At 68.9% G+C, this 17,892-nt stretch carries 23 protein-coding genes, 2 tRNA genes and 1 pseudogene; 14 read left to right on the plus strand and 12 right to left on the minus strand.

Annotated features, from left to right (window positions below; all coding sequences use genetic code 11):
• The first annotated feature begins 54 nt into the window (after positions 1–54).
• The 3 genes from gatC to gatB are packed head-to-tail and all read left to right on the plus strand — an operon-like array spanning position 55 to position 3,400.
• Positions 55–354 (plus strand): Asp-tRNA(Asn)/Glu-tRNA(Gln) amidotransferase subunit GatC, encoded by a 300-nt coding sequence (gene gatC, locus AB4078_RS17820; protein WP_440731965.1) that lies wholly within the window; start codon positions 55–57, stop codon positions 352–354.
• Entirely contained in the window at positions 351–1,886 is a 1,536-nt protein-coding gene (gene gatA / locus AB4078_RS17825; protein ID WP_441978241.1) for an Asp-tRNA(Asn)/Glu-tRNA(Gln) amidotransferase subunit GatA, read from the plus strand. The genes gatC and gatA overlap by 4 nt, the downstream gene beginning before the upstream one ends.
• Positions 1,886–3,400 carry an Asp-tRNA(Asn)/Glu-tRNA(Gln) amidotransferase subunit GatB gene (gatB, locus tag AB4078_RS17830; RefSeq protein ID WP_440731963.1) on the plus strand — a complete coding sequence of 505 codons (1,515 nt, stop codon included), beginning with the start codon at positions 1,886–1,888 and terminating at the stop codon, positions 3,398–3,400. The genes gatA and gatB overlap by 1 nt, the downstream gene beginning before the upstream one ends.
• Positions 3,401–3,436: 36 nt before the next feature.
• On the opposite strand, the gene AB4078_RS17835 is transcribed toward gatB, so the two are convergent.
• Both AB4078_RS17835 and AB4078_RS17840 read right to left on the minus strand, forming a co-directional pair.
• Positions 3,437–4,057 (minus strand): TetR/AcrR family transcriptional regulator, encoded by a 621-nt coding sequence (locus tag AB4078_RS17835; protein WP_440731962.1) that lies wholly within the window; start codon positions 4,055–4,057, stop codon positions 3,437–3,439.
• A 67-nt stretch (positions 4,058–4,124) separates the two neighbouring features.
• Positions 4,125–4,499 (minus strand): SPW repeat protein, encoded by a 375-nt coding sequence (locus AB4078_RS17840; protein ID WP_440731961.1) that lies wholly within the window; start codon positions 4,497–4,499, stop codon positions 4,125–4,127.
• A 126-nt stretch (positions 4,500–4,625) separates the two neighbouring features.
• Between AB4078_RS17840 and dinB the strand changes: the two genes are divergently transcribed.
• From dinB to AB4078_RS17855, 3 genes are all read left to right on the plus strand, one after another.
• Positions 4,626–5,879: a DNA polymerase IV gene (gene dinB / locus AB4078_RS17845; protein WP_440731960.1), complete on the plus strand. Its 1,254-nt coding sequence runs from the start codon at positions 4,626–4,628 to the stop codon at positions 5,877–5,879.
• Positions 5,880–5,958: 79 nt separating this feature from the next.
• Positions 5,959–6,291 carry a hypothetical protein gene (locus AB4078_RS17850; RefSeq protein WP_440731959.1) on the plus strand — a complete coding sequence of 111 codons (333 nt, stop codon included), beginning with the start codon at positions 5,959–5,961 and terminating at the stop codon, positions 6,289–6,291.
• Positions 6,275–6,856: a hypothetical protein gene (locus AB4078_RS17855; protein ID WP_440731958.1), complete on the plus strand. Its 582-nt coding sequence runs from the start codon at positions 6,275–6,277 to the stop codon at positions 6,854–6,856. The genes AB4078_RS17850 and AB4078_RS17855 overlap by 17 nt, the downstream gene beginning before the upstream one ends.
• Positions 6,857–6,860: 4 nt before the next feature.
• On the opposite strand, the gene AB4078_RS17860 is transcribed toward AB4078_RS17855, so the two are convergent.
• From AB4078_RS17860 to orn, 6 genes and pseudogenes are all read right to left on the minus strand, one after another.
• On the minus strand, positions 6,861–7,337 hold the full coding sequence (locus AB4078_RS17860) for a DUF2017 family protein (protein ID WP_441978242.1): 477 nt from the start codon (positions 7,335–7,337) through the stop codon (positions 6,861–6,863).
• A 5-nt stretch (positions 7,338–7,342) separates the two neighbouring features.
• On the minus strand, positions 7,343–7,639 hold the full coding sequence (clpS, locus tag AB4078_RS17865) for an ATP-dependent Clp protease adapter ClpS (protein ID WP_441978243.1): 297 nt from the start codon (positions 7,637–7,639) through the stop codon (positions 7,343–7,345).
• Positions 7,636–7,983, minus strand: a complete 348-nt coding sequence (locus AB4078_RS17870; protein WP_441978270.1) for a metallopeptidase family protein — start codon at positions 7,981–7,983, stop codon at positions 7,636–7,638. The genes clpS and AB4078_RS17870 overlap by 4 nt, the downstream gene beginning before the upstream one ends.
• Before the next feature lie 111 nt (positions 7,984–8,094).
• Positions 8,095–8,496, minus strand: a pseudogene (locus AB4078_RS17875) (GNAT family N-acetyltransferase); the annotation flags it as partial.
• A gap of 92 nt (positions 8,497–8,588) precedes the next feature.
• Positions 8,589–8,664: transfer RNA gene (locus tag AB4078_RS17880), tRNA-His, on the minus strand.
• A gap of 36 nt (positions 8,665–8,700) precedes the next feature.
• Positions 8,701–9,327 (minus strand): oligoribonuclease, encoded by a 627-nt coding sequence (orn, locus tag AB4078_RS17885; RefSeq protein ID WP_440731955.1) that lies wholly within the window; start codon positions 9,325–9,327, stop codon positions 8,701–8,703.
• A 45-nt stretch (positions 9,328–9,372) separates the two neighbouring features.
• Here orn and AB4078_RS17890 point away from each other — a divergent pair.
• Positions 9,373–9,445, plus strand: a tRNA-Arg gene (locus AB4078_RS17890).
• Positions 9,446–9,459: 14 nt separating this feature from the next.
• On the opposite strand, the gene AB4078_RS17895 is transcribed toward AB4078_RS17890, so the two are convergent.
• Both AB4078_RS17895 and AB4078_RS17900 read right to left on the minus strand, forming a co-directional pair.
• Complete coding sequence (locus tag AB4078_RS17895) at positions 9,460–10,155, minus strand: phosphatase PAP2 family protein (RefSeq protein ID WP_441978244.1); 696 nt, start codon at positions 10,153–10,155, stop codon at positions 9,460–9,462.
• 145 nt (positions 10,156–10,300) lie between these two features.
• Positions 10,301–10,564, minus strand: coding sequence for a hypothetical protein (locus AB4078_RS17900; RefSeq protein WP_441978245.1), 264 nt, complete (start codon positions 10,562–10,564; stop codon positions 10,301–10,303).
• Between the two features lie 95 nt (positions 10,565–10,659).
• On the opposite strand from AB4078_RS17900, the gene AB4078_RS17905 reads away from it, so the two are divergent.
• The 5 genes from AB4078_RS17905 (at position 10,660) to AB4078_RS17925 (ending at position 14,849) form a co-directional block, all read left to right on the plus strand.
• Positions 10,660–11,286 carry a LysE family translocator gene (locus AB4078_RS17905; protein ID WP_440731951.1) on the plus strand — a complete coding sequence of 209 codons (627 nt, stop codon included), beginning with the start codon at positions 10,660–10,662 and terminating at the stop codon, positions 11,284–11,286.
• Positions 11,287–11,438: 152 nt separating this feature from the next.
• Entirely contained in the window at positions 11,439–11,927 is a 489-nt protein-coding gene (locus AB4078_RS17910; RefSeq protein WP_441978246.1) for a single-stranded DNA-binding protein, read from the plus strand.
• A gap of 100 nt (positions 11,928–12,027) precedes the next feature.
• Positions 12,028–12,507 (plus strand): DUF6993 domain-containing protein, encoded by a 480-nt coding sequence (locus AB4078_RS17915; protein WP_441978247.1) that lies wholly within the window; start codon positions 12,028–12,030, stop codon positions 12,505–12,507.
• A 124-nt stretch (positions 12,508–12,631) separates the two neighbouring features.
• On the plus strand, positions 12,632–14,311 hold the full coding sequence (gene ettA, locus AB4078_RS17920) for an energy-dependent translational throttle protein EttA (protein WP_440731948.1): 1,680 nt from the start codon (positions 12,632–12,634) through the stop codon (positions 14,309–14,311).
• Positions 14,312–14,348: 37 nt separating this feature from the next.
• Positions 14,349–14,849: an acyl-CoA thioesterase gene (locus tag AB4078_RS17925; protein ID WP_441978271.1), complete on the plus strand. Its 501-nt coding sequence runs from the start codon at positions 14,349–14,351 to the stop codon at positions 14,847–14,849.
• Positions 14,850–14,894: 45 nt separating this feature from the next.
• On the opposite strand, the gene AB4078_RS17930 is transcribed toward AB4078_RS17925, so the two are convergent.
• Complete coding sequence (locus AB4078_RS17930) at positions 14,895–15,779, minus strand: acyl-CoA thioesterase (protein WP_441978248.1); 885 nt, start codon at positions 15,777–15,779, stop codon at positions 14,895–14,897.
• Between the two features lie 64 nt (positions 15,780–15,843).
• On the opposite strand from AB4078_RS17930, the gene AB4078_RS17935 reads away from it, so the two are divergent.
• On the plus strand, positions 15,844–16,509 hold the full coding sequence (locus tag AB4078_RS17935; RefSeq protein ID WP_441978249.1) for a hypothetical protein: 666 nt from the start codon (positions 15,844–15,846) through the stop codon (positions 16,507–16,509).
• A 155-nt stretch (positions 16,510–16,664) separates the two neighbouring features.
• Here the strand turns inward: AB4078_RS17935 and AB4078_RS17940 are convergent, their stop codons facing one another.
• Positions 16,665–16,844 (minus strand): helix-turn-helix transcriptional regulator, encoded by a 180-nt coding sequence (locus tag AB4078_RS17940; protein WP_441978250.1) that lies wholly within the window; start codon positions 16,842–16,844, stop codon positions 16,665–16,667.
• Positions 16,845–17,062: 218 nt separating this feature from the next.
• Between AB4078_RS17940 and AB4078_RS17945 the strand changes: the two genes are divergently transcribed.
• A complete protein-coding gene (locus AB4078_RS17945) occupies positions 17,063–17,854 on the plus strand; it encodes a hypothetical protein (protein WP_441978251.1) in 792 nt (263 codons plus the stop codon).
• The last annotated feature ends 38 nt before the right edge of the window (positions 17,855–17,892 follow it).

Below are 17,892 nucleotides of genomic sequence, written 5' to 3' on the forward strand. Positions count from 1 at the left end.
CAGGGGCCCGCCGCCGCGGCGGGGCGGGCGACGCCCGCTGGCTAGACTGTCCTGGTGTCTGAAATCACCCCTGATCTCGTACGCCATCTCGGCGTGCTCGCGCGCATCCAGCTCTCCGACGACGAGGTGACGCAGCTGACCGGTCAGCTGGACGCCATCGTCGACAACATCGCGAAGGTGTCGGAGGTGGCGACGCCCGACGTCGAGCCCACGAGCCACCCGATCGCGATGCACAACGTCTTCCGCGAGGACGTCGTGGGCCAGACCCTCACCACCGCGCAGGCGCTGCAGAATGCGCCCGACGCCGACGGGGACCGCTTCCGGGTCACCGCGATCCTGGGGGAGGAGCAGTGAGCGAGATCATCCGCTGGACCGCCGCCGAGCTCGGTGCCAAGCTCGCCGCCGGAGAGGTGTCGAGCGTCGAGGCGACGCAGGCCCACCTCGACCGCATCGCTGCCGTCGACGGCGATGTGCACGCCTTCCTGCACGTCAACGAGCACGCGCTGGACGCGGCGGCCGACGTCGACCGCCGCCGCGCCGCGGGGGAGGACCTGGGCGAACTCGCCGGAGTGCCGCTCGCCATCAAGGACGTGCTCGTCACGACCGACCAGCCGTCCACGAGCGGATCCCGGATCCTCGAGGGATACCGGTCGCCGTTCGATGCGACGGTCGTCGCCCGTGCGCGGGCGGCCGGGCTCATCGGCATCGGGAAGACCAACATGGACGAGTTCGCGATGGGCTCCTCCACGGAGTTCTCCGCCTACGGGGCCACGCACAACCCGTGGGACCTCGACCGGATCCCGGGCGGCTCGGGCGGTGGCTCGGCTGCCGCCGTGGCCGCGTTCGAGGCGCCGATCGCGCTCGGGTCCGACACCGGGGGCTCGATCCGCCAGCCCGCGCACGTCACCGGAACGGTCGGCATCAAGCCGACCTACGGCGGCGTCAGCCGTTACGGCGCGATCGCCCTCGCCTCGAGCCTGGACCAGGTCGGTCCCGTGGCTCGAACCGTTCTCGATGCGGGCCTGCTGCATGACGTGATTGGCGGTCACGACCCGAAGGACTCCACGTCGCTCCCCGACGCCTGGCCGTCGTTCGCCGCGGCCGCGCGCGAGGGCGCGACCGGACAGGTGCTCAAGGGCTTGAAGGTCGGCGTCGTGAAGGAGCTGCCCGACTCCGGCTTCCAGTCCGGCGTCGCGGGATCCTTCCACGCCGCGCTGAAGCTGATGGAGGCCCAGGGCGCGGAGATCGTGGAGATCTCCGCCCCGCACTTCGAGTACGGCGTCGCCGCGTACTACCTGATTCTCCCCGCTGAGGCCTCGAGCAACCTGGCCAAGTTCGACTCGGTCCGCTTCGGCCTGCGTGTCACGCCCGAGGGCGGCGGCACGGTCGAGGACGTCATGTCGCTCACTCGCGAGGTCGGCTTCGGCCCGGAGGTCAAGCGTCGCATCATCCTCGGCACCTATGCGCTGTCGGCCGGGTACTACGACGCGTACTACGGCAGCGCGCAGAAGGTGCGCACCCTCATCCAGCAGGATTTCGACGCGGCGTTCGCGCAGGTCGACATTATCGCCACGCCCTCCGCGCCCACCACGGCGTTCAAGCTCGGCGAGAAGATCGGCGATCCGCTGCAGATGTACCTCAACGACCTCACCACGATCCCGGCGAACCTTGCCGGCGTCCCGGGCATCTCGATCCCGTCGGGCCTGGCCGAGGAGGACGGACTGCCCGTCGGCATCCAGTTCCTCGCCCCCGCCCGCGAGGACGCACGCCTGTACCGGGTCGGCGCCGCGCTGGAGTCGCTGCTCGTCGACGCGTGGGGCGGGCCGCTGCTCGACCGCGCACCGACCCTTCGACAAGCTCAGGGACCGCAGGGAGGAACCCGCTGATGGCCGCCGTGAAGCTCATGGACTTCGACAAGGCGCTCGAACTGTTCGAGCCGGTGCTCGGCTTCGAGGTGCACGTCGAGCTCAACACCGAGACCAAGATGTTCTCCGACGCGCCCAACCCGGCGAACGAGCGCAACCACGACGCCGGGCCGAACACGCTCATCGCACCGGTGGATCTGGGCCTCCCGGGATCGCTCCCGGTCGTGAACGAGACGGCTGTGCGCTCCTCGATCAGTCTGGGCCTCGCGCTCGGCTGCTCGATCGCCGAGTCCTGCCGGTTCGCGCGCAAGAACTACTTCTACCCGGACCTCGGCAAGAACTACCAGATCTCGCAGTACGACGAGCCGATCGCGTTCGAGGGATCGGTCGAGGTCGAGCTCGAAGACGGGACGCTCGTGACGATCCCGATCGAGCGCGCGCACATGGAGGAGGACGCCGGCAAGCTCACCCACATGGGCGGCGCGACCGGTCGCATCCAGGGTGCGGAGTACTCCCTCGTGGATTACAACCGCGCCGGCGTTCCGCTCGTCGAGATCGTCACCAAGCCGATCTTCGGCGCCGAGCACCGCGCTCCCGAGATCGCCAAGGCGTACGTGGCCACGATCCGCGACATCGTGCGCGGCCTGGGCATCTCCGAGGCTCGCCTCGAGCGCGGCAACCTGCGCTGCGATGCGAACGTCTCCCTGCGCCCCCGTGGCCAGGAGAAGCTCGGCACCCGCACCGAGACGAAGAACGTCAACTCGATGCGTTCCGTAGAGCGCGCCGTGCGCTACGAGATCCAGCGTCAGGCCGCGATCCTCGCGGACGGCGGAACGATCACGCAGGAGACCCGGCACTGGCACGAGGACACCGGCACGACATCGCCCGGTCGTCCGAAGTCGGATGCCGACGACTACCGGTACTTCCCGGAGCCCGATCTGCTGCCCGTCCGGCCGGCTCGCGATCTGGTCGAGGAGCTGCGCGCGGCGCTGCCCGAACAGCCCGTCACCCGTCGTCGCCGGCTCAAGGCGGACTGGGGCTTCGGCGACATCGAGTTCCAGGGCGTCGTGAACGCCGGGCTGCTCGACGAGGTCGAGGCGACCATCGCCGCCGGCACGACCGCCGACACCGCGCGCAAGTGGTGGACCGGTGAGATCAGCCGCATCGCCAACGAGCGCGAGGTGGACGCCGCAACGCTGATCGACCCGGCGTCGGTCGCCGCCCTGCAGCAGCTCGTCGACGCGGGCACGCTGACCGACAAGCTGGCCCGGCAGGTGCTCGAGGGTGTCATCGCCGGCGAAGGCACCCCGCAGCAGGTCGTCGATGCGCGCGGGCTCGCCGTGGTCTCGGATGACGGCGCACTCATCGCCGCGATCGATGAGGCCCTCGCCGCGCAGCCTGACGTGATGGCGAAGATCAAGGACGGCAAGGTCCAGGCCGCCGGTGCCGTCATCGGCGCCGTCATGAAGGCAATGAAGGGTCAGGCCGACGCCGCACGCGTCCGCGAGCTCATCCTGGAGCGCGCCGCGCAATAGCGACGACCGCTCAGTACAGGCTCAAGGGCGCCGCACTCAGAGTGCGGCGCCCTTGAGCGTCGCCGCCTGAAGACCGGCGCCGAGGATGCGGGCGATCGCCCGCAGGCTGGCCGGTTCGTGCAGCCTGCGGCGCTGCTCCTCGGGGCTCTCCTCGGCACCGGCCTCGAGGGGCCGGGCTGTGATCGTCGCCGACCAGGCGTCGGCGGCGGCCCGTACCGCGCCGTGATCCGTACCGGCGGGGAGGCAGGCGGCCAGCGCGCGCTCGACCGTATCGTGCAGCGCTCGGCGGTAGCGGGAGAGTGCGGTGGCGACCTCGGGGCGCACGTGGGACTCGTGCCAGAGGATCTCGCGCAGCACATCCGACGCCTCCCGGTCGCGCAGAACGCGCTCGCCCACGTTCATGAGCGTCTGCACGGGGTCGCCCCGCACCGCGAGCGGCGCCGCATCGAGGGCGGTGGTGCGCAGTCGCTCATCGATGAGCACCGCGAGGATGTCGGGCTTGGTCGGGAAATAGTAGAAGAGCAGGCCCTTGGGCACCGCGGCGGCGTGCGCGATCCGGGCGGTGGATGTGCCGTCGAAGCCGTGGCGCGCGAAAAGCGTCTCGGCGGCGTCGAGGATCCTGGTGCGCGCGTCGCCGGCATCGGGACTCTCGGTCATGATGCTTCCTCAGAACGGTGCGGGACGGGGGCCTCCCAGCGTCCCGCACCCTGTGCGGCCGCGCAGGTCACGCGTGAGCCGCCGTGGGGCCGCCGTGCGAAGCACGGTGCGCCTTCTCGGCGGGCACGAGCGCCCAGAGCCCCGCGACCGCGCAGACGGCTCCGCAGATCCACGAGGTCCAGGCGGGACCTGTATCTCCGGCGTAGGAGCCGATCCATGGGGAGATGAAGAGCAGCGCTCCGATCGCGGCGAGGATCCACTCCATCGACACGAGACCGGGCGCTGCGAGGCTCCATACCCCGGCAGCGATCATCAACGCACCCAGAACGAGCATCATGGTCATCGACATGCCCATGGCGGGTGTCATCCAGATGCCCGCGACAGCGGCGACTAGACCGGCGGCGACCGCCACCCAGTCCTGCCAGCGTGTCCACTTCTTCATCGAACTCATCCTCCTTGCAGTCAGATGGCTCCCGAAAAGGGGGTCGCTCACGATTCTACCGCGTTGATTGACCGCCCGGTCAAAGAGGGCGGATCCGATGTCGGCGGTCTCCGCGAGAATGGATCCATGGGACGAGGTGACGGATCGGGGCGCATCGTCTCCGCGCCCGACGCCGACGACACCGGCACCGGGATCCTGCATGTCGACATGGACGCGTTCTACGCGGCGGTCGAGGTGCTGCACGACCCCACCCTGCGCGGGCTGCCGCTGATCATCGGATCCCCGGACGGGCGCTCCGTGGTGTCCAGCGCGTCCTACGAGGCGCGCCGCTACGGCGTGCGCTCGGCGATGCCGGTCTCGCAGGCGATCCGGCTCTGCCCCGCTGCGCGGATCGTGCCGCCGGACTTCACCAGGTACCGTGACGCGTCGAAGCAGGTCATGACGATCTTCGAGCAGGTCACGCCGCTCGTGGAACCGCTCTCGATCGACGAGGCCTTCCTCGACGTGCGCGGTGTGCGGCGCCTCTGGGGGAGCCCGGGGCGGATCGGCGCGATGATCCGCGAGCGTGTGCAGGACGAAGTCGGCATCAGCTGCAGCGTGGGGGTCGCCGCCACCAAGCACGTCGCAAAGATGGCTTCGACCATGGCCAAGCCCGACGGCCTGCTCGTCGTCGCCGCCGCCGACACCCTCGACTTCCTCGCCACCAAACCGGTGCGCGCGATGTGGGGCGTCGGACCGAAGACGGCGGAATCACTGGAGTCGCGCGGCATCCGACTCATCCGCGATATCCGCGCCACTCCGGCGTCGGCGCTCGAGCGGGTGGTCGGCCCCGCACTCGCGCAGCGCCTGCGCGAACTGGCCGAGGGTCGGGACCCGCGGAGCATCGAGACGAACCGCGTGGAGAAGAGCGTCGGGCATGAGGAGACGTTCGACATCGACGTCTCCGATCGCGAGGCGCTGCGCTCCGAGCTGCTGCGGCTGGCAGACCGGGTCGCCGCGAGGCTGCGCCGAGCCGGCTGGGAGGCCGGCACGGTGGCGATCAAGATCCGCTTCTCCGACTTCACCACGGTGAGCCGCTCCCAGACTCTTCCCGAGCCGACGTCCGTGGGTCAGCGCATCGGCGAGGTCGCGCGCACGCTGTTCGAGGCGATCGACAGGCGCGATCCGGTGCGACTGGTCGGCGTGCGAGCGGAGCGCCTCACGGACGCCGGCGGTGCACTCGGACTGTGGGACGACGATGCCGAGTGGCGGCGTATCGAGGACGCGCTGGACAGCGCGCAAGCGAAGTTCGGATCCGGCATGGTCACCCGCGCGCGGCACCTGGGTGCGCGTGCGGGACGGGGGTCTGCGCCGCATCCGCGCGCGCACGGTCTGGACTGATCCGGCGAGGCGCCGGTGCGCAAGCGCGACGCGGACGCGACCGGTGGTCGAGGCCGCCGGCGTGGGCTAGCGTGGACGCATGCCGCACATCGCACTCGAGCTTGGCAAGAACTCCGCGTCCTTCGGCGTCAAGAGCGCCTACGGCGAGCCCCAGGAGGTGGACGGCGCCCAGTTCACCCCGGTCGCGCTCACCTTCTCCGGCTTCGGCGGAGGCTCCGGCGGCGCTGAAGGCAGCGCCGAGGGCGAGGGCGGTGGTGGTGGCGGGATCGCGATCCCGCTCGGCGTGTACGTGCGCCGCGAGGAGGGGCTGCGATTCGAGCCGAACCTGGTCTCGCTACTGGCCGTCGCCGTGCCCTTCGTCTGGGTTGCGGGACGCGCGATCTCCCGCATCGTCCGTGCCCTCAAGAAGTGACGATCCGGTCGCACGCGCGCTGAGCGTCGCGGTCGCCCGCATCGCCGACGCCGTCCGTGCCGTGCAGGCCTCCAACCCAGTGGTGCTCGTGGATGGGCGCAGCGGAGCAGGCAAGTCCACTCTCGCGCGCCTCCTGGCCGAGCACTGGCCGCTGCGCACCGCTCCGCAGCTGATCGCCCTGGACTCGATCTATCCCGGCTGGGACGGAATGGACGCCGGCGCCGAGCGGGCTTACGAGCAGATCCTGCGTCCGCACGGACGTGATCTCGTCGGCACGTGGCAGCGCTACGACTGGGAGGCCGGAGAGTATGCGGAGAGTTATGCGGTCGACCCCTCGCGCGGAGTGATCCTGGAGGGCTGCGGATCCCTCACTCCGCGAGCCGCGCGGATCGCTGACGTACGGGTGTGGGTCGAATCTCCCGAGGCGAGCCGCAAGCGCCGGGCATTGGATCGGGATGGCGAGCTGTTCCGCCCGCACTGGGAACGCTGGGCGAAGCAGGAGGTCGCGCACATCCGCCGAGACGACCCGATCGGGTACGCCACGCTGGTGGTCTCGATTCCGTAGCCGGTCAGACGCCGTCGAGCTCGTCCGCGGCGTCCACCAGCAGGTCGAGCCGGTAGCCCAGCCATTCGTACACCCCGAGCCGGGGATCGTCCGGGTCGGGGGAGGGGTCGGCCTCGATGCCGAGCCGCGAGGCGATGACGAGACGCAGGGACGCGAGCGTGCGCAGCCAGGGGTCGACTTCGGAACCGGCCAGCGACAGCTCTTGCTGCGGCGCGTCGGGTCCTTCTCCGAGTGCGACCAGCCCTGCCTGCACCACGCGTGCGTCGGCGGCGCGGCGGTCCAGCAGATCAGCACTGGTCGCATCGGCGAACTCGGCCGACGCGTCCGCGTCTTCCGGGTACACGACAGGTGTCAGTCGGTTCAAGGCCGCGTCCTCGCCGATCTCGGTGTCGCGAAGCAGCTCGAGGAACTGCTCGACGAGTTCAGCGAGATGCTGCGCCTCGATCGACTGCATCGGCAGGTGGATCCCGGATCCGGTCATCCCGCTCACTCTCCCGACCGGCGCACGGTCGCCCACAGCCCGTAGTCGTGCATGGCCTGCGCGTGCACCTCCATGGTCTCGCGCGGACCGACGGCGACCACGGCGTGTCCCTCGTTGTGCACCGCGAGCATGAGGCGGGTCGCGTAGTCCTTCGGATATCCGAAGTAGGTGCGGAACACCCGCACCACGTAGCTCATGAGATTGACCGGATCGTCCCAGACGACGAGCTCCCACGGCACGGCAGGTGCAGCCTGCAGGTCGAGTTGCTCATCGACGGCGGGAGTGAGGAGAGGCGCGCTCATGCCCACCCCATCTCGTGCAGCTGAGCATCGTCGATCCCGTAATAGTGCGCGATCTCGTGCACCAGCGTCGTGTGCACCTCGTGGCGCAGCTCCTGCTCGTCGCCGCACTGGGCCAGATGGGGTTCGCGGTACACGACGATGCGGTCGGGGAGCTCGCCCATGCCGTAGTTCCCACGCTCGGTGACAGCCAGGCCGTCGTATATTCCGAGCAGGTCGAGCGAGCCGTCCTCCGGACGATCCTCGACGACGAAGACCAGGTTCTCCAGGCCCTCGACCATCTCGTCGGGCAGGCGGTCGAGCTCATCCGCGACGAGCTCCTCGAACGCCTCCGGATCCATCTCCATGCCACCGGCGAGGTCGATCGTCATGTGCACACGGCGTCCGAGGTCGTTCAGGCCGATCCGCTGTTCCGTGTCGAGCAGAGCGCGGTAGAACGGCTGGTCAGGAGAGACGGTCTCCGTGAAGCCGAGCGACGCGTAGAACGGCGCGTTCCACGGCACGTCGGCGAAGGTGCGCAGCGTGACGGTGCGGTAGCCGCGGTCGGCGGCCTCGTCGAGAGCAGCCTCGACCAGTTCGCGTCCGTGGCCGCGGCGCGCGTGCGCCGGAAGCACGGAGAGCTGCTCGAGGTGCGCGTGGTCGTCTTCCGCGAGCACGTGCACGAAGCCCACGGGCGCGCCGCCCTCCTGTTCCGTGACGACGAGGACGAAACCCGGTTCGGACGCGCGGGCTGCACCAGAAGGTGCGACGCCGCCCAGCGCGGCGCCGAACAGGGCGGTGAACACGGTGTCGGCCTCGTCCTCGATCCGGGCGAGTTCTGCGAGGTCCGCATCTGTCGCGGTGCGCACGAAGGAGGCCATGGTTCGATGCTAGCCGTGACGCAGCTGCCGAAGACGCGGGGGTCCATGGAAACGGAAGAGGCCCGGATCCATAAGGATCCGGGCCTCTTCGATGGGGTGAGTAACGGGACTCGAACCCGCGACATCCGGCACCACAAGCCAGCGCTCTACCAGCTGAGCTATACCCACCATGTGCCTGCCTGAGCGGGCAACCTGACCAGTGTATTACAGGTTTGAGGCAAACTCTGACACGACGGCATCGGATGTCGCCTGCACCTCTTCGGTGGTCGGTCCGGGCTGGTCGATGAACACCGCTCGGCGGTAGTACTCCAGCTCCCGGATGGACTCCAGGATGTCGGCGAGGGCGCGGTGCCCGCCGTCCTTCGCCGGGGCGTGGAAGAAGACCCGCGGGTACCAGCGGCGCGACAGTTCCTTGATGCTCGACACGTCGACGTTGCGGTAATGCAGGTACTGGTCGACGTCGGGCATGTACTTCGCGAGGAACATGCGATCGGTGCCGATCGTGTTCCCGGCCAGCGGAGCCTTGCGCTCCTGCGGCACGAACCGCCGGATGTAGGCGAGTGTCTGTGCCTGCGCCTCGGCGAGGGAGACGCCGCCAGGGATCTCCTCGTACAGGCCGGAGGTGCGATGCATGTTCGTCACGAAGTCGTTCATCTGCGCCAGGGCGGCGTCGCTCGCGCGGATGACCACCTGGAACCCCGGATCCACCAGGCGCAGCTCGAAGTCGGTGATCACGACCGCGATCTCCACGAGTTCATCGATGGCGAGATCGAGCCCCGTCATCTCGCAGTCGATCCAGACCAGACGATCGTTCTCGGACGAAGAAACCATGCGGCCATCCTACTGAGCGCCGCCGACGCGCTAGCCTTGACGGGCGCCTCCGTAGCTCAGTGGATAGAGCAACGGCCTTCTAATCCGTCGGTCGCAGGTTCGAATCCTGCCGGGGGCACTTCTTCCCGGTGCTCAGCGGACGGCGCGGCGGTGCACTCTTGACGCGATCACGTCGACGATGAGCCAGCGCACCGCAGCGGCCGTGGTCAGCGCCCACGCGATCGAGCCGAGCACGTCGGTGGGGAAGTGCAGGCCGTCGCTGACCACGGCGAGGCCGATCACGACCGTCGCGATGATGCCCAGGACGATCGGCAGCCACGCGTACCGGGTGTCACGGAGCAGGAACCAGAAGGCGATCGCCAGGGCGACGATGTAGGCGGTGTGGCCGCTCGGGAACGATCCGTCGGTCTGCAGAGGCGAGAACGGGTGAGCCAGGAGCGACGCATCCGGCCGCGGGCGATCGACGAGGATCTTGACGGCCGCGACGGGCAGCCAGGTGAACGCGACGGTGAGCCCGAACAGGATCGCGATGCGCAGCGAGCGCGACACCGCCCAGACGATTCCGGCGATCACCAGCGTGATCGCCACGGCGGGCAGCGGTTCGATCGCCTTGTACACGAAGCTCGAGAAGGCGCCCCACGCACCGGTGTGCGTCGTGTTCAAGGCCGCGACCAGGCCCTGATCCGCCTGAGTCGCCTTCATCGCGAAGCCGAGTGCCACGACCGCCACCGCGCCTACCACGGCGACGATCAGCGCGACCAGCGGCCGCCGCGCTGCGCGCTCGATACCGGTGAGCGGGCGGGTACGGGAGCGTCGAAGCTCGGTCATGGTGGGATCTCTCTCGTCGCGTCCCTCGCGATGACGACACCGGAGGCGGCATCCGCGTTCGCGTGCGCCGGATCCATGTTCCGATGCCTGGCCTAAGGATTGGCCAAGAAACGAGCGAGGCACCGCTCCCGCCGGGTGGCGGAGGTCAGAAGCGCAGCGCGGCGACGGCGTCGTCGGCGCTCCAGAAGTCTCCGACGACGCGGAACGTGCCCGACGGGAGGTGCAGGCGCTCGGCGCGGTAGCGCAGGCCGAGGTCGTGCGGCATGATCCGCAGGTGTCCGCGGATCGCCCCGCGGCCGTCCAGTACGCGCCAGAGACGCTCTCCGGCGGGCTGCAGCGTCTCCACGGAGCGGGTGAGAACAGGCGTCGCCCAGCGGATGGTCGGTACCGGCGTGATGTTCGTGGTCATGGTTCCTCCTTCTGTTTTCGAACATAAGGACGGCCTCCGACATTCGCGCAAAGGGCCGGGATCCGGGCCGCGCGCACAGTCCCTACACTGTGCTGGTGACCGTGACTGTGTGGCTCTCGCTGGTGGTGGCGTGCGTGGTGATCAGCCTCACGCCGGGCGCGGGCGCGATCAACACCATGACCAACTCGCTCAACGAGGGATGGCGGCGCTCGATCTGGGGGATCATCGGGCAGCAGCTCGCGCTGGTGGTGCACGTGGCGATCGTCGCCGCGGGCGTGGGCCTTCTGGTCGCGCGCGTGCCGTGGCTGTTCGAGACGATCCGCTACCTCGGCGCGGCGTACCTCGTGTACCTGGGCATCCGGCTCATCCTCGCCCGCGTTCCCGAGGCTGCCGCGGATCCCGAGCAACTGCGACCGCCCGAGGGGCGGTGGCCCATGCTCCGCCGTGGGTTCTGGGTGAACCTGCTCAACCCCAAGGCCATCGTGTTCTTCCTCGCGTTCGTGCCGCAGTTCATCCGGCTCGACCGCGATCCGTGGCCGCAGTATCTGATCCTCATCGGGACGACCGTGGTGATCGACGTGGTCGTGATGTGGTTCGTCTTCGCCGCGACGGCGCAGAGCTTCCGCCGGCTCACCTCCAGTGCGCGGGGCCAGCGCACGCTCAACATCGTCTTCGGAGCGTTGTTCATCGCGGTGGCGACGCTGCTCCTGTTCGTGCACTGACCCGAACCGCGCTCGATCCTCCTCCACAGGACGCCACGTCGACCAGTTGCTCACCGGATGCGCGAAGCCGCCTCCACAGGGACGATCGGCGCGCCACGCTTTCCTGCAGGATCGGGGCCCGAACGGGTTCCGCGAGAGCAGAGGAGAACATCATGGCCGACACCATCACGGTGCTGGGAAACGTCGCGACGGACCCGGAACGAGGGGCCACCGCGACCGGCATCCCCACCCTGACCTTCCGGATGGCCACCAACCACCGCCGCCCGGACGGCGCCGGCGGTTGGATCGACGCCGGGACGAACTGGTTCGAGGTCAGGGCGTACCGGGCCCTGGCGGAGAACGCGGAGGCCTCGCTCACCAAGGGTGACGCGGTCGTGGTCGTCGGGCGCCTGAAGCTGCGTGAGTGGGAGGGCAAGGACGGCAAGCGGATCAGCGTGGAGATCGAGGCCGATTGCATCGGACCGGATCTGCGACGCGGCCGCAGCGTCTATCACCGGATGTCGCATCAGACGACGCCCGCCAGCGAGGACGGTGCGGCTGATCGCGACGGATCGGCGTTGGCGGTCGTCGGTGCCGGCGCGCAGGAGTCGACGGCGTCCGACGCGTGGGGGAGTGCAGGAAGCCAGGAGACGCCGTACTGATCGGACCGAGCGGGGGGTCGGGTCGGCAGGATCGTCAACGACGCGTGCCGCATAGACTCTGAGCGTGCGTGGATCCCGGGCTGTGGTCGTTCGAACTCCCGTGACCCGCCCCCTCGCGCTCTTGGCCATGGCCGCGACGCTCATCCTGAGCGGCTGCTCGGACGGTTCCCCCGTCCCGTCCTCATCGCCTGTCTCGACGCCGACCGCGACCCCGAGCGGCACGACCGCGTCGCCCTCCACCCCGCCTGCGCTGCACCCGGACGGTTCCGCCGAGGACAACCTTCCGGTGTTCGCCGCCGTCGTCGCGCAGGTCTGGGCCGGGGAGCGCCGCGCCTCGGGCTCGGCGTACATCGACGCGCTCGGCGCCGCGGGGTTCGCCCGAGCCGACATGGAGGTCACAGCGGACGAGTCGACCGTGGGCAACCCGGCGGAGAGCATCCAGTTCTCGGTGCGGTGGGGGAAGGATCGGTGCCTGGTCGGACAGGTCGGGCCGTCCACGGGGGATCCGGTCACTGCGGTGCTGCCGCAGGTGGACGGCGGTCGCTGCCTGATCGGCAGGACCGTGCCCGTCGCACCGTAGATCTCCTCGGGGAGGAAGGGCACCCGCCCCGGGTAGGCTGGAGTGTCGATCCCGCGGTGCACGGCCCGGGGAGCGACCCGCAGCCTTTCGCAATCGTCGTCACCACGACAGAAGGAGTGCCCTCGTGGCCGAATACATCTACTCCATGGTCCGCGCCCGCAAGGCGGTCGGCGACAAGCTCATCCTCGATGACGTCACGATGGCGTTCCTGCCCGGGGCGAAGATCGGCATGGTCGGCCCCAACGGCGCCGGAAAGTCCACCATCCTGAAGATCATGGCCGGGCTCGACACGCCCTCCAACGGCGAGGCCAAACTGAGCCCCGGCTTCAGCGTCGGCATCCTGATGCAGGAGCCCGAGCTCGACGAGTCGAAGACCGTCCTGGAGAACATCCAGGAGGGGGTTGCGATCAAGGCCAAGCTCGACCGTTTCAACGAGATCTCCGCGCAGATGGCGGACCCCGACGCCGACTTCGACACTCTGCTCGCCGAGATGGGCGTGCTGCAGGAGGAGATCGACGCGGCGGACGGCTGGGACCTCGACTCCCAGCTCGAGCAGGCCATGGATGCGCTGCGCACCCCACCGGCCGATGAGCCGGTCACCAAGCTCTCCGGCGGCGAGAAGCGCCGCGTCGCGCTCGCGAAGCTGCTGCTGCAGAAGCCGGATCTGCTGCTGCTCGACGAGCCCACCAACCACCTCGACGCGGAGAGCGTGCTGTGGCTGGAGAAGCACCTGCAGGCCTACAAGGGAGCCGTGATCGCGATCACCCACGACCGGTACTTCCTCGACAACATGGCCGAGTGGATCGCGGAGGTCGACCGGGGCCGCCTGATCGGCTACGAGGGCAACTACTCGACCTACCTGGAGAAGAAGGCGGAGCGTCTCGACATCCAGGGCAAGAAGGATGCCAAGCTCGCCAAGCGCCTCAAGGACGAGCTGGAGTGGGTGCGGTCGAGCGCCAAGGGCCGCCAGACCAAGTCGAAGGCACGCCTGGCCCGGTACGAGGAGATGGCCACGGAGGCCGAGCGGACCAGGAAGCTCGATTTCGAGGAGATCCAGATCCCAGCGGGTCCCCGTCTGGGCAACGTCGTGATCGAGGCGAAGAAGCTGCAGAAGGGCTTCGGCGATCGCTCGCTCATCGACGGTCTGAGCTTCAGCCTGCCGCCGAACGGCATCGTCGGCGTGATCGGCCCGAACGGCGTCGGCAAGACCACGCTGTTCAAGACGATCGTGGGCCTGGAGCCGCTGGACGGCGGCGATCTCAAGGTCGGCGAGACGGTGAAGATCAGCTACGTCGATCAGTCCCGCGCGAACATCGATCCCGACAAGACCCTGTGGGAGGTCGTCTCCGACGGCCTCGACATCATGATGGTCGGCAAGATCGAGATCCCGTCGCGCGCCTATGTCTCCAAGTTCGGCTTCAAGGGCCCGGACCAGCAGAAGAAGGCGGGCGTGCTCTCCGGTGGCGAGCGCAACCGGCTGAACCTCGCCCTCACGCTCAAGGAGGGCGGCAACCTGCTGCTGCTCGACGAGCCGACCAACGATCTCGACGTCGAGACCCTCGGCTCGCTGGAGAACGCCCTGCTGGAGTTCCCCGGCTGCGCCGTGGTGATCACGCACGACCGGTGGTTCCTCGACCGGATCGCGACGCACATCCTCGCCTACGAGGGCACCGACGAGAACCCCGACCAGTGGTACTGGTTCGAGGGCAACTTCGAGTCCTACGAGGCGAACAAGATCGAGCGGCTCGGCGCCGACGCGGCCAACCCGCACCGCTCCACGCACCGCAGGCTTACGCGTGACTGACCCTTCGACGGCCTCAGGGACCGCTGCGGAGGCTCCCCTGACCGCGGCTCCCGAGGGGGCCGCGGCGGGGGAGCGTCTGCACATCCCGATCCACCTGCGCTGGGGCGACCTGGACGCCTTCAACCACGTCAACAACACCTCGATGCTGAAGCTGCTCGAGGAAGCTCGGGTGCGGGCTTTCTGGCGCCCGGGGGAGGGCGAGCACGGCCCGAGCACGGCCGTACTGAGCTCGGGGCTCGACGCCGGTGTGATCACGCTCGTCGCCCGGCAGGAGATCGAGTATCTCGCGCCCGTGCCGTACCAGCGTCATCCCCTCGAGGTGCAGATGTGGTTCGGAAAGCTCGGCGGATCCAGCATCGAGGTCTGCTACGAGGTGTACAACGACGCGGCGTTCGAGGAGCGGGTGCTGTACGCGCGCTCGACGGCGATCATCGTGCTCGTGGACGCAGCGACCGGTCGTCCCACTCGGATCGGCCCGGAGATGCGCGAGGCATGGTCGCCGTTCTCCGGACCGTCGATCGTCTACGCGCACCGCTGAGTGCGGTCGCGGACTGGCCGGGCCGTCGTCGACGGGCCCGGCTGATCAGGCCTCCGGCACCCGGATCGTGATCTCCTGGGCGACGCTGGCCACCAAGGCGCCACCGCGATCGTAGATCCGCCCTGTGGCGAGGCCCCGGCCTCCGCGGGCGTTCGGCGACTCCTGCACGTACAGCAGCCAGTCGTCGACGCGCCCCGGGCGGTGCCACCACATGGCGTGGTCCAGGCTCGCGACCTTCAGGCCAGGCACATTCCAGCTGAGCCCGTGGGCGCGCAGGATCGATTCCTGGATCGACATGTCGCTGAGGTACGCCAGCGCCGCGCGGTGCAGGGCAGGATCGTCCGGGAACGGCGCGCGCATGCGCATCCACACCGCCTGGTGCGCGGACTTCTCGGCGCCCGCCGCACCGAACAGCGGGCCCTCCACATGACGCATGTCCACCGGCCGATCGGTGAGCATGCGCTTGGACAGGGGATGGATCCCGTCGGACAGCTCCTCGTCGGGGACGAGGTCTTCGGGATCCGGGATGCCGTCGGGCATCGGCGCTGCGTGCTCGATGCCCGGGTTCTCGTCCTGGAACGATGCGATCATCGAGAAGATCGGCACCCCGTTCTGATAGGCCTGCGCCCGCCGCGTCGAGAAGGAACGGCCGTCGTGGATCCGGTCCACGGCGAAAGTGAGGCCTTGGGAGGCGTCCCCGGCGCGCAGGAAATAGCCGTGCATAGAGTGCGGGACGCGGCCATCCGGCATCGTCCGCTCCGCCGCGATGAGGGACTGGCCGAGCACTTGCCCGCCGTAGATCCGCCCCGTGGGCATCGGGTGCGAGACGCCGGTGAAGATGTCCTCGGTGGTGCGGGCGTCCGAGGAGTCGAGATCGAGGATCCCCAGCAGCATCTCGACAGATCGGCGGGCGTGCTCGTCGGGCGTCATGGGATCCTCTCCGCGCCGCGACACACCGGGGGACCGGTCGCGGCCGGTTGCTAGTTTAGAGGGCGTGCCCACGCCGCTGATCCTCGCCGATGCCGACACTGCGCGTGATGCGCTCACCTTCGTCTCCCGGGCCGCGCGCGCCGGCGATGAAGGGGTCCGGCTACAGGCCGACGGAGGGGTGCTCGCGATGACGGCGGCGGCACTCGTGCCGCAGACCCTGTTCGACGCGACGCCGACGATCCTCGCGATGCGGATCGTCCGGGCCGACCCCGAGTTGCGGTGCGACATCGTGATCGACGAGCTCACCACCACCCAGGATCCACGCGCCCTCGCGCTTCCCGACACAGGCCGCAGCCCCTCCTGGGCCGGCGTCGCACCGCCCCGGAGCGGCTGGGCGACGGCGGGGACGCTCGGCGCCGACGTCATCGCGCAGCGTGCGCAGTGGGGCATCTCCGCCGTCGCGCACGGATCACCGGTCGGCGCAGGGGAGGACGCGGTCCGCGCGCTGCGTGCCGCCATCTGGGGCGAGCCCGACGAGGACCTCCTCGGGCTGCCCCGCGGCGTCGCGTTCGCCGCGCATGCCTTCGGCTTCATCTCCGGTGCCGAGCAGGTGCCGATCACCACCTCCGGCCGCTGGACGCGCCTCGCGTTCGCGCGCGGTCACGTGCTCAGCCGCGGGCCCGCCGCGGTGGGGCTGACGCCGGTGCGCTCGACCGGCGCCGCCGGCTGAGGCGCAGCACGAGTCGGGCGGCGCGTCCGGGTTCACGCCGCGGCGGTCAGCGCCGGACGACCGTAGTGACGGCGCGGAACGTCACACCGACGCTGCCCAGCAACGCCTGGATGAGGAGCTCCGTGGTCGGCGAGGCCTTGGTCTGCAGTGCGCACTCAGTCGTGCGCGCGGCGTGCCGTGGCAGTTGCTCTCGTCTCGCCAGACGAGCTGTCCTCCCATACCGGGCCGACGAGTTCGTCGAGCCCTACGCCGAAAGCCGCCGAGAGCTTCAGCCAGGTCTTGAGGTCACCGTAGTGCCGTCCCTGCGAGAGGTTGATCAGCGTCTGGCGGCTCACGCCCGAGCGTTCCGAAAGTTGATCGAACGTCAGGCTGGACGCGTGGCGAGCCCTATTGAACGCCACGCGAAGCTGATCCAGATCGGGCTCGGGTGGCGTATAGGGCACACCTCCAGTCGACCTGTGCAGTTGCAATGAGTCAGCACAGAAAACTGTACTATCGGTACAAGAAGCTGTATTGAAGCCGCTCGGCGCTCGCGGAACACGGAGAGAACCACATGAAGAAGCCCTCAGTCTTGCTCGCCGCGGGCATGCTCGTTCTGACGCTGAGCGGGTGCAGCGCACGTGTATCGCCTGACACGCACAGCACGGCAGTGCCTGCGGGAACAACTGCTCCGACGGCTCCCAGCGCAGATGCCGTGACGCCGAAGGAGCTCAATAGCAGCCAGCTCCTCGGGGGCAATGCAAAGCCGTCGTTCCCCGCCGGCGAGGCGGGCAAGGTCTCTGTCGTCGCTCAGGGGCAGCTCTCGAAGACTGAAGGCATGGATTCAGGCATTCTCCTCATCGCCTACCGCAACAACACCAGCAAGGCGGTCGCGCACGTCGACTTCACTGTCGCGGCGAAGGCCGGCGGCAAGGTCGTCGCAAGCGGAAACAGCCAGACCGGATCTATTCCTGCCCAGGTGCAGCCGGGGGAGGTCGCGCTCGACTACATCTACTTCTCCAACGTGGCATCCATCCCTGATGCCGGTGTGACATACGAGTTCCAGGCGCAGACGTCGCCTGCAGATACCTCGCCGTACAACACCGCCGCGCTCAAGGTCACTCAGGCCGACAACAACGGCTCGGCGATCATCGGAGTGGCCTCGAATCCCACCGACAAGACCTTGCAGAACCCGTTCGGCGTCTACGCCTACTGTTTCGAGGGCGACAGCATCGCATCGTATGTCGAGAGCTTTGCGAAGCCGGACGCTGTTCTTACGCCCGGTGGTGAGGTCACATTCAGCATCGATCTTTACGACAGGAAGTGTGATTCGTTCGTGCTCGGAGTCTCCGGCTACTTCAGCTGAGCAGCAGCAGACCCACGTTCTCGATCACACGAAAGTAC

Origin of the sequence: Microbacterium sp. 2MCAF23 (genome assembly GCF_052115565.1) — a bacterium.
Classification (GTDB): Bacteria; Actinomycetota; Actinomycetes; order Actinomycetales; family Microbacteriaceae; genus Microbacterium.

Bases quoted from the DNA above. Each gene is read 5' to 3' on its own strand.
- gatB (WP_440731963.1), top strand. From the start codon at position 1,886: ATGGCCGCCGTGAAGCTCATGGACTTCGACAAGGCGCTCGAACTGTTC.
- AB4078_RS17835 (WP_440731962.1), bottom strand. From the start codon at position 4,057: ATGACCGAGAGTCCCGATGCCGGCGACGCGCGCACCAGGATCCTCGAC.
- AB4078_RS17840 (WP_440731961.1), bottom strand. From the start codon at position 4,499: ATGAAGAAGTGGACACGCTGGCAGGACTGGGTGGCGGTCGCCGCCGGT.
- dinB (WP_440731960.1), top strand. From the start codon at position 4,626: ATGGGACGAGGTGACGGATCGGGGCGCATCGTCTCCGCGCCCGACGCC.
- AB4078_RS17850 (WP_440731959.1), top strand. From the start codon at position 5,959: ATGCCGCACATCGCACTCGAGCTTGGCAAGAACTCCGCGTCCTTCGGC.
- AB4078_RS17860 (WP_441978242.1), bottom strand. From the start codon at position 7,337: ATGACCGGATCCGGGATCCACCTGCCGATGCAGTCGATCGAGGCGCAG.
- clpS (WP_441978243.1), bottom strand. From the start codon at position 7,639: ATGAGCGCGCCTCTCCTCACTCCCGCCGTCGATGAGCAACTCGACCTG.
- AB4078_RS17870 (WP_441978270.1), bottom strand. From the start codon at position 7,983: ATGGAGATGGATCCGGAGGCGTTCGAGGAGCTCGTCGCGGATGAGCTC.
- orn (WP_440731955.1), bottom strand. From the start codon at position 9,327: ATGGTTTCTTCGTCCGAGAACGATCGTCTGGTCTGGATCGACTGCGAG.
- AB4078_RS17895 (WP_441978244.1), bottom strand. From the start codon at position 10,155: ATGACCGAGCTTCGACGCTCCCGTACCCGCCCGCTCACCGGTATCGAG.
- AB4078_RS17900 (WP_441978245.1), bottom strand. From the start codon at position 10,564: ATGACCACGAACATCACGCCGGTACCGACCATCCGCTGGGCGACGCCT.
- AB4078_RS17910 (WP_441978246.1), top strand. From the start codon at position 11,439: ATGGCCGACACCATCACGGTGCTGGGAAACGTCGCGACGGACCCGGAA.
- AB4078_RS17930 (WP_441978248.1), bottom strand. From the start codon at position 15,779: ATGACGCCCGACGAGCACGCCCGCCGATCTGTCGAGATGCTGCTGGGG.
- AB4078_RS17945 (WP_441978251.1), top strand. From the start codon at position 17,063: ATGAAGAAGCCCTCAGTCTTGCTCGCCGCGGGCATGCTCGTTCTGACG.